Genomic DNA, 14,538 nt, shown 5'->3' on the forward strand with positions numbered 1-14,538 from the left:
GTCAGGCCTCTGTGAATGCATTCATCATTTGTTCGATATCGCTCAGGCCATCGTCGGAGAGCGACAGGCCCTGCTCGTCCAGTGCCTGGGCGAACGCGCGTAGTTCCGGGTGGCTGAAGATCAGCCGCAGGGGGATGTCCAGCCCCAGCTCGACGTTGATCCGCGACACGGCCTGGGCCGCCAGCAAGGAGTGGCCGCCCAGCTCGAAGAAGTTGTCGTTCAGGCCGACCCGGGCAACGTTGAGCAACTGCGCCCAGATGCTCGCCAGCTGCTGCTGCCGCTCGCTCTGCGGCGCCTGGTAGTCATGCTGCGGCTGGTTCGGGTCGGGCAGCGGCAGGGCCTTGCGGTCGAGTTTGCCGCTGGGGGTCAGCGGCATGCTCGGCAGGGTCACCAGGTAGGCCGGGATCATGTAGTCCGGCAGGCTGGCCTTGAGGTACTGCTTCAGGGCCTGGCGCAGATCGCCACGGTAGCCTTCGGCCGGCACCGCATAGGCGCACAGCTGCTTGCCACTGGGCAGGTCGATGGCCAGCACTGTGGCTTCGCGAACGTCCGGGTGCGCCCGCAGGTACTGCTCGATCTCGCCCAGCTCGATACGGAAGCCGCGCACCTTCACCTGGTGGTCGACCCGGCCGCGATAGGCCAGCTGGCCGTTTTCGTCGTAGCAGCCGAGGTCGCCAGTGCGGTACAGGCGGCCACCGCCAACCGGGTCGAACGGGTCGGGGATGAAACGCTCGGCGGTGAGTGACGGCCGCTGGTGATAGCCGCGCGCCAGGCACCCTGCCCCGCCGATGAACAGCTCGCCGGGCACGCCCACCGGTGTCGGCGCCAGGCCATCGTCCAGGGCATGCAGGGTACGCCCCGGCAAGGCACGGCCGATCGGTACGCCGCCCTGGCTGACCTGCTCCACGGTCATCTGCGAGCAGTCGTAGGTGGTGGCGACCACGGTGGCTTCGGTCGGGCCGTAGGTATTCAGCAGGCGCACCGCTGGCGGGCCGTCGGCCAGCCAGGCGCGCAGGGCATCTTCCGGTACCGCCTCCCCCCCCACGTGAATCTGCTTCAGCCGGCCATAGGCCTCGGGGGCTCGGCGCTCCAGCGCCAGCAGCCGCCAGTAGGCCGCCGGCAGGTCGGCCACGGTCACGCCGTGGCGGTTGATTTCCTCCAGCAGGGTGGCGGTGTCCCACAGCCGCAGGTCGCGCAGCACCACACAGGCGCCCTTGGCCAGCGGCGGGAAGAACTGCTCGATGAAGCCATCGAAACTGATGGTGGCGAACTGCAGCACGCGATCGCCCGGGCTGAGGCGCGAATAGTCACCGGCCACCTGGCAGAACAGCGACAGGGCCTGGTGGTCGATGGCCACGCCCTTGGGCATGCCGGTGGAGCCGGAGGTGTAGATGACGTAGGCGAGGTTGTGCGGTGCCGCCAGGTTGGCCAGCGGTTCGGCGGGCCAGGCGTGCAGCCACTCGGTGCCCGGCTCCAGTACCACGCAGGGCAGTTGCTTGCCCAGTTGCAGGCGCTCACGCGAAGGAGCATCGGCCAGCAGCAGGCCGATATTGCTGTCCTCGACCATGTAGGCCAGGCGTTCCTGCGGGTAGTCCGGGTCCAGCGGCACATAGGCGCCACCCGCCTTGTGAATGGCGATCAGCGCCAGGGCCATGCCCAGGCCGCGCTCGACAGCCACGCCGACCAGGCAGTCCGGCCCCACGCCCAGCGCCCGCAGGCGGTGGGCCAACCGGTTGCTGCTGCGGTCCAGTTCGGCGTAGGTCATCTGCTGGTCATCGAAGACCAGCGCCAGTGCATCCGGCCGCTCACGCGCCTGGCGCTCCAGCAACTGGTGTGCGCACAAGCCGCTGCCAGCCTGGGATGCCGGGTTCCAGCCGTAGGTCAGCTGCTGGCGTTCGGCACTGCCAAGGAAGTCCAGCTCGGCAATGCAGCGCTGCGGTTCGGCGCAGATGGCGTGCAGCAGTGCCTGCCAATGCCCGGCCATGCGCTCGATACGTGCGGCATCGAACAGGTCGGTGGAATAGTTGAACGAGGCGGTTACGCCATCGGTGCGTTCCAGGGTGTTGAGCGAGATGTCGTACTGCGCGCCCGGCTCCAGCAGGTCCACTTCCTTGACCTGCAGGCCGTGCAGGGCATCGCCGGACACCTGCTCGCCAAGGTCGCGCAGGTGATTGTACAGCACCTGGAAGAACGGGTTCACACCTTGGGCACGATCGGGGTACAGGGCCTCGGCTACTTCGAGGAACGGCACATCCTTGTTGGCCTGGGCCTGCAAGGTAGTTTCCTTGATCGCCGCCAGCAACTGCGGGAAAGGCTGGCTGCCATCGACACTGATACGGGCCACCACCACGTTGATGAAGAAGCCGATCAGCCCTTCCAGTTCCAGGCGGTTGCGGTTGGTGACCGGCACGCCGATGTTGAGCGTGTCCTTGCGGCTGTAGCGCGACAGCACGATCGCATAGGCCGCCAGGAACACATGGAACAGCGTGGCGTTGGATGCCACCGCCAGGGCTCGCAGGCGCTCGGTGAGGGCCTGTGGCAGGCGCACGTCGAAGCGGCTGCCCTGGTAGCTTTTGACCTGCGGGCGAACGCGGTCGGCAGGCAGTTCCAGCACTTCGAAGTCGTCTTCCAGGCGGGCCTTCCAGTAGTCGATCTGCGCCTGCATCTGCCCCTCGGCCAACCACTTGCGCTGCCAGGCGGCGAAGTCGGCGTACTGCACCGGCAATGGTTCGATGGTTTGCGTCTGGCCCGTGGCGGCGGCGTTGTAGGCGGCGGCGAACTCGCGCACCAGCAGGCTCATCGACCAGCCATCGGAGACGATATGGTGCAACGTCAGCGACAACAGGTGCTCCTGCTCATGCACCTTGAACAGCCGCGCGCGCAGCAGGGGGCCGTGCTCCAGGTCGAACGGCACGAAGGCTTCTGCTTCCAGCTTGCGCATCTGCGCGGCGTGGTCCTGGCCGCTGAGGTCTTCGAAACCGATCGCTACCGTGGTGGCCGGCAGGATGCGCTGCCAGGGTACGCCGTCGGCCTCGACGAACACCGTGCGCAACGACTCGTGGCGAGTTACCAAGACATCCAGTGCAGCCTGCACTGCACAGTGGTCGAGGTGGCCCTGCATGCGCACGGCCATCGGTGTGTTGTAGGCCAGGCTTTCGGGGTTGAGCTTCCAGAACAGCCACTGGCGGTTTTGCGAGCGGGACACCGGCAGCGGTTGCTGGCGGTCGAGGATCTCGATGTCCAGGCCGGCGCCCTGCTCGCCTTCAGCCACTGCCTGGGCAAAGGCCTGCAGGTCGACGGTGTCGAACAGGCTGCGCAGCGGGATATCCAGGTCCAGTTGCTTGCGTATCCGCGATACCGCCTGGGTGGCCAGCAGCGAATGGCCGCCAAGGGCAAAGAAGTTGTCGCTCAGGCCTACCTGCGGTACTTGCAGGACTTGCGCCCAGATCTGCGCCAATTGCGTTTGCAGTGGGGTCTGCGGCGCCTGATAGGCCACCTGGGTGGCGACGGGCTCCGGCAGCGCCTTGACATCGACCTTGCCGTTGACCGTGACCGGCAGGTGCTCCAGCACCATCAGGTGGGTCGGCACCATGTGCTCGGGCAGCAGGCTCTTGAGGCTGGCGCGGATCGATTCCTGCCAGGCCAGCCTGTCGACCGGCATCTGGCTCGGCACCAGCCAGGCAGCCAGTTGCAGTTGCGGCGCCTGGCCATGCACGCGGACCAGGGCGTTGGTGACACCGCCCAGGGCACGCAGCTGGTTTTCGATTTCGGCCAGTTCCACGCGATAGCCACGGATCTTCACCTGGCCATCCATGCGCCCGGCGAACTGCAGGTCGCTGCCTTGGCGTACCCAGTCACCGCTGCGGTACAGGCGCTGGCCGTGGCTGCCATTCGGGTCGGGGACGAAGCGCTCGGCGGTAAGTGCCGGGCGGTTCAGGTAGCCACGGGCCAGGCCGGCGCCACCGATGTACAGCTCGCCTTTCGCTTTGGCCGGCAGGGGTTGCAGGCAGCGGTCGAGCACCGCGACGCGGGTGTTGGCCAGTGGCTGGCCGAGGCTGGCCTGCTCGTTCAGTTCGGCGACCAGCACACCGACGGTGGTCTCGGTCGGGCCGTAGTGGTTGAACACCTTCAGCGCCGGGGCCAGGTTGCGGACCTTGCCCAGCAGGCTCGGGCTGATGGCCTCGCCACCGAGCACCAGGCACTGCGCCGGCAACGCCGAGCGGCCAGCCACCAACATGGCTTCCAGGTGCGACGGTACGATCTTCAGCGCGTCTACCTGGTGCTCGGCCAGGTAGGCGGCGAAGCCTTCGGCATCCAGCACCTGCTCGCGTAGCAGCAAATGCAGCGTGTGGCCGCCGCACAGGGCGCCGAACAGCATGGTGTGGCCAAGGTCGGCAGCCGGGGTCGAGACTTGAGCCATGCTGCGGATACGCTCGACCGGCAGGCGCGCGGCTATGGCTTCGACGTAGTTGGCGAGGGCGCCGTGGCTGATCGCCACGCCCTTGGGCTGGCCGGTGGTGCCGGAGGTGTAGATCACGTAGGCCAGGTTGGCCGGCGCCGGGGCGATGCGGGCGGCGCTACCGTTGCCGGTTTGCGCCCAGTCCAGGCACTGCACGCCCTCGGGCAGTTCGGCCTGCCAGTTAGCGGGCGCCAGTACCAGGCGCGTGCCGCTGTCGGCAAGCATGTAGGCCAGGCGTTCGGCCGGCTGCTCGGGCTCCAGCGGCAGGTAGGCGCCACCGGCCTTGAGTACGCCGAGGATGCTGGCGAGCATGCCCACACTGCGGTCGGCCAGCACGCCGACCAGTGTGTCCGGCCCTGCACCGGCCCCCGCCAACCAACCTGCAATGGCCTCGGCGCGGGCATCGAGCTCGGCGAAGCTGGCCTGCTCGCCCGCAGCCATCACCGCCGTGCGTTCGGGGTGGCGGCTGGCGGCCGAGGCAAAACGCTGGTGAACCAGCAGCGTTGCGTCAGCCTGCGCAGGCGCGCCAATGGCTGGGGCCAGGCCTGGCAATGGCAACTCGCCGACTGCGCCACCCGCTTCGTCGGCCAATGCCTGTACCAGGGCAAGCCACTGTTCGCCAAGGGCTTCGACGGTGGCCGTATCGAATACGTCGGTCGCATAAGTGAACGCTGCGTGCAGCTGCCCCGCTCGCTCATGAGTATCCAGCGCCAGGTCGAAGCGGGCGCTGTGCTTTGCCAGCACGACCGGCGCCAGGCTCAGGCCGGAGCGGGTCTCGATGGCTTGCACGTCCGCCACCTGCGCCTGGTGGTTGAACAGCACACGGAACAGCGGGCTCTCGCTGCTGCGCGGCAGGTCCAGGGCTTCGACCAGTTGCTCGAACGGCAGGTCCTGGTGGCTTTGCGCGCCTACGGCGGTTTCGCGCACGCGCTGGAGCAGGCCGGTGATGTCCAGCAGCGGGTCGATTTCGGTGTGCAGTACCTGGGTATTGATGAAGCAGCCGATCAGCCCTTGGCTTTCGGCGCGGTTGCGGTTGGCGATGGGCACGCCGACACGGATCGCCAACTGGCCGCTGTAGCGCTGCAGCAGCAGCTTGAAGGCTGCCAGCAGGACCATGAACAGGGTGACGTTATGTTTGCGTGCCAGGCCGCGCAGGCGTTCGGCAACATCTGCAGCGATGGGGAACTCGTGACGTGCGCCGCGATAGCTGGGGCGGCCCTGGCGGCTGCGGTCCAGTGGCAGTTCCAGCGGCGAATGGTCGTCGCCCAGGCGCGCCTGCCAGTAGGCCAGCTGGCGCTCCTGCTCACCGGCCTGGAGCCAGCTGCGCTGCCACAGGGCGTAGTCGCGGTACTGGATCGGCAGCGGTTCCAGGCGGGCTTCGCTGCCGGCCACGGCGGCGTCGTACAGGTGCAGGAATTCGTCGATCAGCACGTTCATCGACCAGCCGTCGGCGACTATGTGGTGCAGGGTGAGCAGCAGGATGTGCTCCTGTGCCGCCAGTTGCAGCAGGCGCACACGCAGCAGCGGGCCGCTGGCCAGGTCGAAGGGGGCCAGGGCTTCGGCTTCGGCGATGGTTTCGATGGCGGCCTGACGGGCGCCTTCGCCCAGGCCGGCCAGGGCATCCTGGTGCAGCTGCAACGGGGCAGCGCTGGCATCGACCTGCTGGCGCACGTCATCGCCGTCGGCGACGAAGCGGGTGCGCAGGGTTTCGTGGCGGGCCACCAGGGCATCGAAGGCGTGCTGCAGGGCGGCCAGGTCCAGCGGGCCCGTCAGGCGCACGGCCATGGGCAGGTTGTACGCTGCACCTTGCGGGTCGAGTTGCCAGAGGAACCACATGCGCCGCTGGGCGTACGACAGCTGATCACGCTCGGCCACCTCCACCCCGGGCGCAATCGGCAGCACGGAAAAATCCATGCCCTCGCCCTGCAGCGCCTTTAGGAACAGGCGGCGCTTGTCGGGGCTGAGTTCGATGAAGCGGCGGGCGAGCTTGAGCGTTTGGTCGGCATTCATGTCGAGCGGTGTCCTGGCAGTCGAGCGGTAACTGTCAGACGAAGGTGTGGGGGGCTGATTTAGTGGAGGATTCCTGGGCTTGGGAAGTCGCCTTGTCGGGCCTCTTCGCGGGTAAACCCGCTCCCACAGGGTCATCACCGACCTCAGTGTCAGTACAGTACCTGTGGGAGCGGGTTTACCCGCGAAGCAGGCAGCGCGATGGATGGCACGGGCTTCGCCCGTGTTCGCGGGCACGCCCGCTCCCACAGGAGTTGTGCATACCCTGAGGCATTCTGCTTAACCTGAGGCATGCACAATCCCTGTAGGAGCGGCTTTAGCCGCGAAAGGGCCAGCCCAACCAATACAAGGATCAGCGCAGCAAACCCAACTCGGCATCATCCAGCAGCGCCTTGGCCATGGCTGCGAAGTAATGCGAAGCCCAGAGCATCTGCTGATCGCCGTCCATCAAACCGGTCAGTGACAAGTCGCGTGCATAGCCCATCAGTTCCGAGGCTTGCTCCCGGGCGCTGCGGCAGGGGATGCCCTCAGCGATACGGAACAGCGGATGGGTTTGGCCTTCGCCTTGGTAGAAGTAGGTGACACCGGGGGTGGTTTTGGTTTCGTCGGTCATGGAATGGTCATCATATGAGTTATGTGCCACCCGTCCGTTTCCACACATTGGGGTGACAGCTGCACACGGGGTGGAAAACCAGGCATATGATGAACCCGGTAGGCCCGAAAGCCTCCCGCGTACAGCTGTCGTGTCAACAATCATCATATGTCTTGCCAGGTTTCCACACCCGATCGCTGAACCGTCAGCGACAGGCAAAGCCTAGAGTGCGGGATTTGCAGGAACAATCAGACGCGTGTCGACAGAGGTTGTAGGGTATTTCGCAGGGGGTGGAGTTGCCAGTCCCGAGGCGTAGGAAGAGTCTGGGATTGTTGTAGGTTGCTGGGGGCATGTCTGGAGAATGCATCTGGGCTGACAGGTGTTCGCCATGACAGGTTCAGCGCCTATGAGATCGAGCGCCGCCCGCGCGGCGCATCGCGACGCAAGGCCGCTCCCACATCTATTTCGGGCCAGTCACTCCTGCTTGCTCCGCACTCGCACCCGGGGTGCATGCCTGGGGATTGCAGAAAAGCAGTGGCGACACTTTCAATATCGAATGGGACAGACAAGGCGGACAGAGGTGACTTAACAGGCTGGACTGGCCCGAAACAGATGTGGGAGCGCAGTACCTTGAGATCTGTCAGCGCAACAACTCGGAATGCCCCTGCGCCATCGCCACCACCACCTTGCGCTTGCCGGTAAACGGCGACCGCGCATGCGCCGCAAGCATGTTATCCAGCATCAGCACATCGTTCTCCAGCCAAGGGAAGCTGATGGTGCATTCATCCAACACCCCGCGCACTTCATCGAGCAGCGAATCCTCGATGGTCGTACCGTCGCCGTAGTACACGTTACGCGGCAGGTCCTCCTCCTCAACGATGTCCATCAACGACTCGCGCACTTCTGGCTGCAGGTTCGACACATGGAACAGGTGCGCCTGGTTGAACCATACATCCTCCCCGGTGGCCGGGTGGCGCGCCACCACCTGGCAGCGCTGGCGGGTGCGCAATTCGCCGTCATCCTTCCAGATGCACTCGATGGCATGCGCCCGGCAATAGGCCTCGACCTGGCGCGGGTCTTCAGTGTTGAACACCTGCGACCATTCCACATCAAGGCCATTGCCGTAGTTGCGCACATACATCAGCCCCTTCTCCACCAGCCGCTCACGAATGCGCGCCGGCATGCGCCGGTAAACCTCGCGGCTGTCGGCAATCGGCGTCTCGCCACCGGTCTCGGCGGGGATCACGCTGTAGAACCAGATCTTCATCGGCCATTCCAGGGTATAGGCCTGCTCGTTGTGCAGAGGGATGCTCTGGTGCGCTGGGTATTCGGTGGATGTGTACACGCCCTTGGTCACGTTGCTGCGCGGGGTGGAGCCAAACTCGTAGTTGAGCAGCGGGTGGCCGAAGGAAGCGGCGAACTGGCGGAAAGCCTCTGCGCCACCCACCTCGAACCCGCGAAACAGAATGCCGCCGGCCTGCAGCAAGTGCTGGTCCACCAGCGGCTGCAAATCGGCAAAGGCTTCCAGCAGGTCGATACCCGGCTCCGGCGCGCGCACCAGCAGCGGCAGGTTGCCGCGCGCGGCGTCCAGCGGTTCGATCGCAAAGCTCAGCAGTTCACTCATGTCCGGTCACCTCAGGCCAGGGCCGCATAGGCGGCAAAATCGGGATGTGCGCCATGTCGGCGCCTGACTGAATGAACGAGCGGGCGCTGGGGAAATTCACTTGGGCCGCACACACAGGTAAAGCCTGTGCGCGCCGGTTCGTCTGAACGATGTGCACCCTTCTATCGCCCAGGAACCGTACATGACTCGCCAGCTCCTGCTCCTAGCCCTGCTCGCCGTGGCCCCTGCCGCGTGGTCGGCAGAGCCATGCGCCGTGGAAATCCATGGCACCGACCAGATGACCTTCGACAAGGCCACCATCACCGTGCCCAAGGCCTGCGCCGTGTTCACCGTCACGCTCACCCACCCTGGCGCCATGCCGAAGAACGTGATGGGCCACAACTGGGTGCTGAGTACCCAGGCCGACATGCAAGGCGTGCTGGACGACGGCCAGAAAGCCGGCGAAGCGCTGGACTACGTTAAGCCCGGCGACACCAGGGTGATCGCTCACACCCGCCTGATCGGCGGCGGTGAAACAGACAGCGTCAGCCTCGACACCCGATCGCTGAAGGCAGGTACCGCGTACAGCTTCTACTGCTCGTTCCCTTTCCACAGCACCTTGATGAAAGGCTCCCTGACCCTCGGCAGCTGACCCGCCCCAACCTCACCAGCGAGATCACGCTTCATGAAAACCTCCTCCCCCGGGGCCATCCGCGAATTGCTGGGCCTGCTGAAACCTTACCGCCCGGCGGTAATCGTCTCGGTGCTGCTGGGCATGCTCGGCGGCCTGGCCGTGACCGCCCTGCTGGCCACCGTCAACCAGGGCCTGCATGCCGCCGGCGGCATGAGCCAGGGCGTGATCCTGGCCTTCGCCGGCCTGTGCGTGCTGGCCCTGGTCAGCAGCGTGGCAGCCGACAGCGGCACCAACTACGTTGGGCAGAAAGTCATCGCCAGGCTGCGCAAGGACCTCGGCGCCAAGGTGCTGTCGGCGCCGATCGAGCAGATCGAGCGCTACCGCACCCACCGCCTGATCCCGGTGCTGACCCGCGACGTCGACACCATCAGCGACTTTGCCTTCGCCTTCGCCCCGCTGGCCATCTCGCTCACCACCGTGACTGGCTGCATGGCCTACCTGGCCTGGCTGTCGTGGCCGATCTTCCTCATCACCCTGGCGGCCATCGGCATCGGCAGTGGCATTCAGTACGTGGCCAGGCAGAAAGGCGTGGCCGGCTTCAACGCTGCCCGCGATGCCGAAGACAACCTGCAGAAGCACTACTCGGCCATCGCCGAGGGCGCCAAGGAGCTACGCATCGACCGTCGCCGCCGCCATGCCATGCTGACCCGCAACATCCAGGGCACCGCCGACTTCATCGCCAACACCCATATCCGCGCCATCAACATCTTCGTCGCGGCCAAGAGCCTGGGGTCGATGCTGTTCTTCGTGGTCATCGGCCTGACCCTGGCCCTGCAATCGCTATGGCCGAGCAACGACCCGGCGGTGATGAGCGGCTTCGTGCTGGTGCTGCTGTACATGAAAGGCCCGCTGGAAACCTTGATCGGCAACCTGCCGATCCTCGGCCGCGCCCAGGTGGCGTTCCGCCGCATTGCCGACCTGTCCGAGCGCTTCTCCTCGCCCGAGCCGCACCTGCTGCTGGAGCCGCCGGTCAAGCGCGCCGCCCCGGCCAGCGCGCACCTGGAGCTGCACAACGTCGAGTACGCCTACCCGCCGGTGGACGGCAACGAACCGTTCCGTGTCGGGCCGGTGAACCTGAGCATCGAGCCGGGCGAGATCCTGTTCATCGTTGGCGAGAACGGCTGCGGCAAGACTTCGCTGATCAAGCTGCTGCTGGGCCTGTACACCCCGCAACGCGGCGAAGTGCGCCTGAACGGCAAGGCCGTCGGCCCGGAGGGGCTGGATGACTATCGCCAGCTGTTCACCACGGTGTTCGCCGACTACTACCTGTTCGACGACTTGCCCGAGCACGAACACAGCCTGCCCAGCGATGCCACGCGCTACCTGGAGAGACTGGAAATCGCCCACAAGGTGAGCGTGCGCGATGGAGCCTTTACCACTACCGACCTGTCGACCGGCCAGCGCAAGCGCCTGGCACTGGTCAATGCCTGGCTGGACGAGCGGCCGGTGCTGGTGTTCGACGAATGGGCGGCGGACCAGGACCCGACCTTCCGCCGGGTGTTCTACACCGAGCTGCTGCCGGACCTGAAGCGTTTGGGCAAGACCATCATCGTGATTTCGCATGATGACCGGTATTTCGATACGGCGGACAAGGTGGTGCACCTTAGCCGGGGGAAAGTGGTGGAGGCGTTGGAGCCGGCTTGAGATAGCAAAGGGGCTGCTTGGCAGCCCCAACAGGCAGAATCAGAACAACCAGCGATACAGCAGATACGCCACCACCACCGCCAGCACCGGCCGCAGCACGCGGTAGGCCCTTGGGTTGGCGCGCTTGAACTGCTTCACCTGGCCACTGATCCGGTTACTGAAGCGCTTGCTCCAGGCATACGCCTGGTTGATCCCGCCAACACGCTCGTCATCGGTATTCTGCGGCGCGGTGGCACGCCCGAGGAAGGCGCTGACCTGGCGGTTGATGCGAGTCATCAGCGGGCTGCTCAGCGGGCGTTCGATGTCGCAGAACAGGATCACCCGGGTAACGTCGGTCTCGTTCTTGACCCAGTGCACGTAGGTTTCATCGAACATCACGTCCTCACCGTCACGCCAGGCATATTCCTCGCCATCAACGTAGATGCGGCAAGCATCGGAGTTGGGGGTGGACAGGCCCAGGTGGTAGCGCAGGGAACCGGCGAACGGGTCGCGGTGCGGGTTCAGGTGGCTGCCGCCAGGCAGCAGGGCGAACATCGCACCCTTGACATTGGGGATGCTGCTGACCAGCTCGACGGTACGCGGGCACAGGGCCTCGGCAGAAGGCAACGGTTTGTCGTACCACTTCAGGTAAAAGCGCTTCCAGCCTTTCTTGAAGAACGAACCGAAGCCGGCGTCGTTATCCTTCTCGGCGGCGCGGATGTAGCCCTCGTCGAACAGGCGCATGGCCTCCTCGCGGATTTCCTGCCAGTTGTCCTTCAGCACGTCCAGCTCGGGAAAGCGCTGGCGGTCCAGGTAGGGCTTGGACGGTACGCCGGAGAACAGGTACATCAGGCTGTTATAAGGGGCGAACAGCGCCGAATGGTTGACGAACTGGCGCAACACCGGCAAGCGAGCCTTGCCGCGCAGGTGCACGAACAGCACGCTGCCAAAAAACACCAGCAAGACACCCGCCTTGGCTGCAAAGGAAAAGGTCATGCTTTCACTCCTTGAGGAAGAAACAGGGCTGCGCGCCCTGCTCTCCGATAAATCATCCTGCCATCATAAACTGATGCTGCCAGGGTAAAAACAGCCCGGGCAGCAACTCAATCATGAAGATTTTGCAATAAACCAAGCCGCCGAACGTTGCGCGGGATCAGCGGCAAGGCCATTATTGCTGGTTTTCCTGCTCGCTGAACATGTCGCTGAACAGCATGCTCGACAGGTAGCGCTCGCCGGAATCCGGCAGAATCACGACGATGGTCTTGCCCTGCATTTCCGGCTTTTCGGCCAGGCGCACGGCCGCCGCCATCGCCGCACCACAGGAAATGCCACAGAGAATGCCCTCTTCCTGCATCAGGCGGATGGCCATGGCCTTGGACTCTTCGTCGGTCACCGTTTCCACCTGGTCGACAATCGACAGGTCGAGGTTCTTCGGCACGAAGCCGGCGCCGATGCCCTGGATCTTGTGCGGGCTAGGCTTGAGCTCTTCGCCGGCCAGGGTCTGGCTGATCAGCGGCGATGCCACGGGTTCCACCGCTACCGACAGGATCGCCTTGCCCTGCGTATGCTTGATGTAGCGCGAAACACCAGTGATGGTGCCGCCGGTGCCGACGCCAGCCACCAGCACGTCGACCGCGCCGTCTGTGTCGTTCCAGATTTCCGGGCCGGTGGTTTTTTCGTGGATCGCCGGGTTGGCCGGGTTTTCGAACTGGCCCGGCAGGAAGTACCGGGCCGGGTCGGAGGCGACGATTTCGTTGGCCTTCTCGATGGCGCCCTTCATGCCCTTGGCCGGGTCGGTCAGCACCAACTCGGCACCCAACGCCTTCAGCACCTTCCGGCGCTCCAGGCTCATGGAGGCGGGCATGGTCAGCATCAGCTTGTAGCCACGGGCGGCGGCGACGAACGCCAGGCCGATGCCGGTGTTGCCCGAGGTCGGTTCGACGATGGTCATGCCCGGCTTGAGCTTGCCGCTGCTTTCGGCGTCCCAGACCATGTTCGCGCCGATGCGGCATTTGACCGAATAGCCCGGGTTGCGCCCTTCGATCTTGGCCAGGATGGTCACGCCGCGCGGGGCGATGCGGTTGATCTGCACCAGCGGCGTGTTACCGATGGAGTGGGCGTTGTCTGCAAAGATGCGGCTCATGGCAGGAGTCCTTGGCATGAAAAAAAGCAGGGAAAGACCTCAAGGGTAAGCCCGGGCCGAGGGCCCGTAAAGCCTGTTCGAACTCAGCCAGACACCTTGCGGTCAACCGCATATCCCGCCTTGGAGACACGTCGATGAGACCCCGTTATCGCTGGCCGCTGATCGGCCTGGCCAGCCTGATCGTGCTGTTGGTGGCGCTGCACCTGGCCCTGCCCTATCTGGTGCGCGACTACCTCAACGACAAACTGGCCGACATGGGCGACTACCGTGGCCAGGTGGCCGATGTGGACCTGGCCTGGTGGCGCGGCGCTTACCAGATCAATGGGCTGAAGATCGTCAAGACCACCGGCAAGGTGCCGGTGCCGTTTCTCGACGCGCCGCTGATCGACCTGTCGGTGAGCTGGCACGCCTTGTGGTACGACCGCGCAGTGGTTGCCGAAGTGGTGTTCGACCGGCCGGAGCTCAACTTCGTCGATGGCGGCAACAAACAGAACTCGCAGACCGGCCAGGGCACCGACTGGCGCCAGCAACTGGAAAAACTGCTGCCGATCACCCTCAACGAGGTTCGCATCGACAAAGGCGTGCTGACTTTCCGCAACTTCAACTCCAAGCCACCCGTCAACCTAAAGGCCACTCAGCTCGATGCCAGTATTCGCAACCTCACCAACATCCGTGACGAAAAGGGCCGACGTGATGCCAGCTTTGATGGCACGGCGCTGATCGTAGGCGATGCCAAGGTGGAAAGTCGCGCCACCTTCGACCCGTTCAGCGATTTCGACGACTTCGAGTTCCGCCTGCGCGCCACGGGTATCGAGTTGCGCAAGCTCAACGACTTCGCCAGCGCATACGGCAAGTTCGACTTCAATGCCGGGCACGGGGATGTGGTGATAGAGGCCGAGGCGACCAACGGCCGATTGAATGGGTACATCAAGCCACTGTTGCGGGATGTGGATGTGTTCGACTGGCAGCAGGATGTGCAGGAAAAGGACAAAGGCTTCTTCCGCTCAGTCTGGGAAGCGCTGGTGGGCGCGACCGAGACGGTATTGAAGAACCAGCCAAAGAACCAGTTCGCAACCCGGGTAGAGCTCAGCGGTAGCGTGCACAAGCAGGATATCAGCGCCTTCGAGGCGTTTCTGCAGATCCTGCGCAACGGGTTCATTCAGGCGTTCAATGCGCGGTATGAGCGTGACGCGCCGGATTGAGACCAAAATGCCGTGACGGGGCATTCAGGGACTGAATACCTGGTCTGCGTTTCCAGTCGACGAACCCCGCGTTATAGTCGGTGACAAATCGTAAACAGGTGTTGGACCTCTTCGCGGGCACGCCCGCTCCCACAGGTACTCCACAGATCCATAGTTTGTGCAATTCCCTGTGGGAGCGGGCGTGCCCGCGAAGAGGCCCTGACAGGCATACGGCA

At 64.7% G+C, this 14,538-nt stretch carries 8 protein-coding genes; 3 read left to right on the forward strand and 5 right to left on the reverse strand.

From position 1 onward, the window contains the following. Window position 1: 1 nt before the first annotated feature. From V3314_RS23345 to V3314_RS23355, 3 genes are all read right to left on the reverse strand, one after another. Window positions 2-6,469: an amino acid adenylation domain-containing protein gene (locus V3314_RS23345; RefSeq protein WP_338459689.1), complete on the reverse strand. Its 6,468-nt coding sequence runs from the start codon at window positions 6,467-6,469 to the stop codon at window positions 2-4. A gap of 349 nt (window positions 6,470-6,818) precedes the next feature. Continuing rightward, complete coding sequence (locus V3314_RS23350) at window positions 6,819-7,079, reverse strand: DUF3077 domain-containing protein (RefSeq protein ID WP_015271332.1); 261 nt, start codon at window positions 7,077-7,079, stop codon at window positions 6,819-6,821. A 619-nt stretch (window positions 7,080-7,698) separates the two neighbouring features. Then, a complete protein-coding gene (locus V3314_RS23355) occupies window positions 7,699-8,682 on the reverse strand; it encodes a TauD/TfdA family dioxygenase (RefSeq protein ID WP_338459690.1) in 984 nt (327 codons plus the stop codon). A 181-nt stretch (window positions 8,683-8,863) separates the two neighbouring features. Here V3314_RS23355 and azu point away from each other — a divergent pair, with 181 nt between their 5' ends. Further along, window positions 8,864-9,313, forward strand: coding sequence for an azurin (gene azu, locus V3314_RS23360; RefSeq protein ID WP_046616452.1), 450 nt, complete (start codon window positions 8,864-8,866; stop codon window positions 9,311-9,313). Window positions 9,314-9,346: 33 nt separating this feature from the next. Continuing rightward, window positions 9,347-10,999 carry a cyclic peptide export ABC transporter gene (locus tag V3314_RS23365; RefSeq protein ID WP_046616453.1) on the forward strand — a complete coding sequence of 551 codons (1,653 nt, stop codon included), beginning with the start codon at window positions 9,347-9,349 and terminating at the stop codon, window positions 10,997-10,999. A gap of 39 nt (window positions 11,000-11,038) precedes the next feature. On the opposite strand, the gene V3314_RS23370 is transcribed toward V3314_RS23365, so the two are convergent. After that, window positions 11,039-11,974, reverse strand: a complete 936-nt coding sequence (locus V3314_RS23370) for an aspartyl/asparaginyl beta-hydroxylase domain-containing protein (RefSeq protein WP_196183462.1) — start codon at window positions 11,972-11,974, stop codon at window positions 11,039-11,041. A gap of 172 nt (window positions 11,975-12,146) precedes the next feature. Then, window positions 12,147-13,121, reverse strand: a complete 975-nt coding sequence (gene cysK, locus V3314_RS23375; protein ID WP_274079912.1) for a cysteine synthase A — start codon at window positions 13,119-13,121, stop codon at window positions 12,147-12,149. Window positions 13,122-13,255: 134 nt separating this feature from the next. On the opposite strand from cysK, the gene V3314_RS23380 reads away from it, so the two are divergent. After that, window positions 13,256-14,323 (forward strand): DUF748 domain-containing protein, encoded by a 1,068-nt coding sequence (locus tag V3314_RS23380; protein WP_046616456.1) that lies wholly within the window; start codon window positions 13,256-13,258, stop codon window positions 14,321-14,323. Window positions 14,324-14,538 lie beyond the last annotated feature (215 nt).

Source organism: Pseudomonas sp. TE3-3-F2023 (assembly GCF_036784815.1).
Classification (GTDB): Bacteria; Pseudomonadota; Gammaproteobacteria; order Pseudomonadales; family Pseudomonadaceae; genus Aquipseudomonas; species Aquipseudomonas pudica.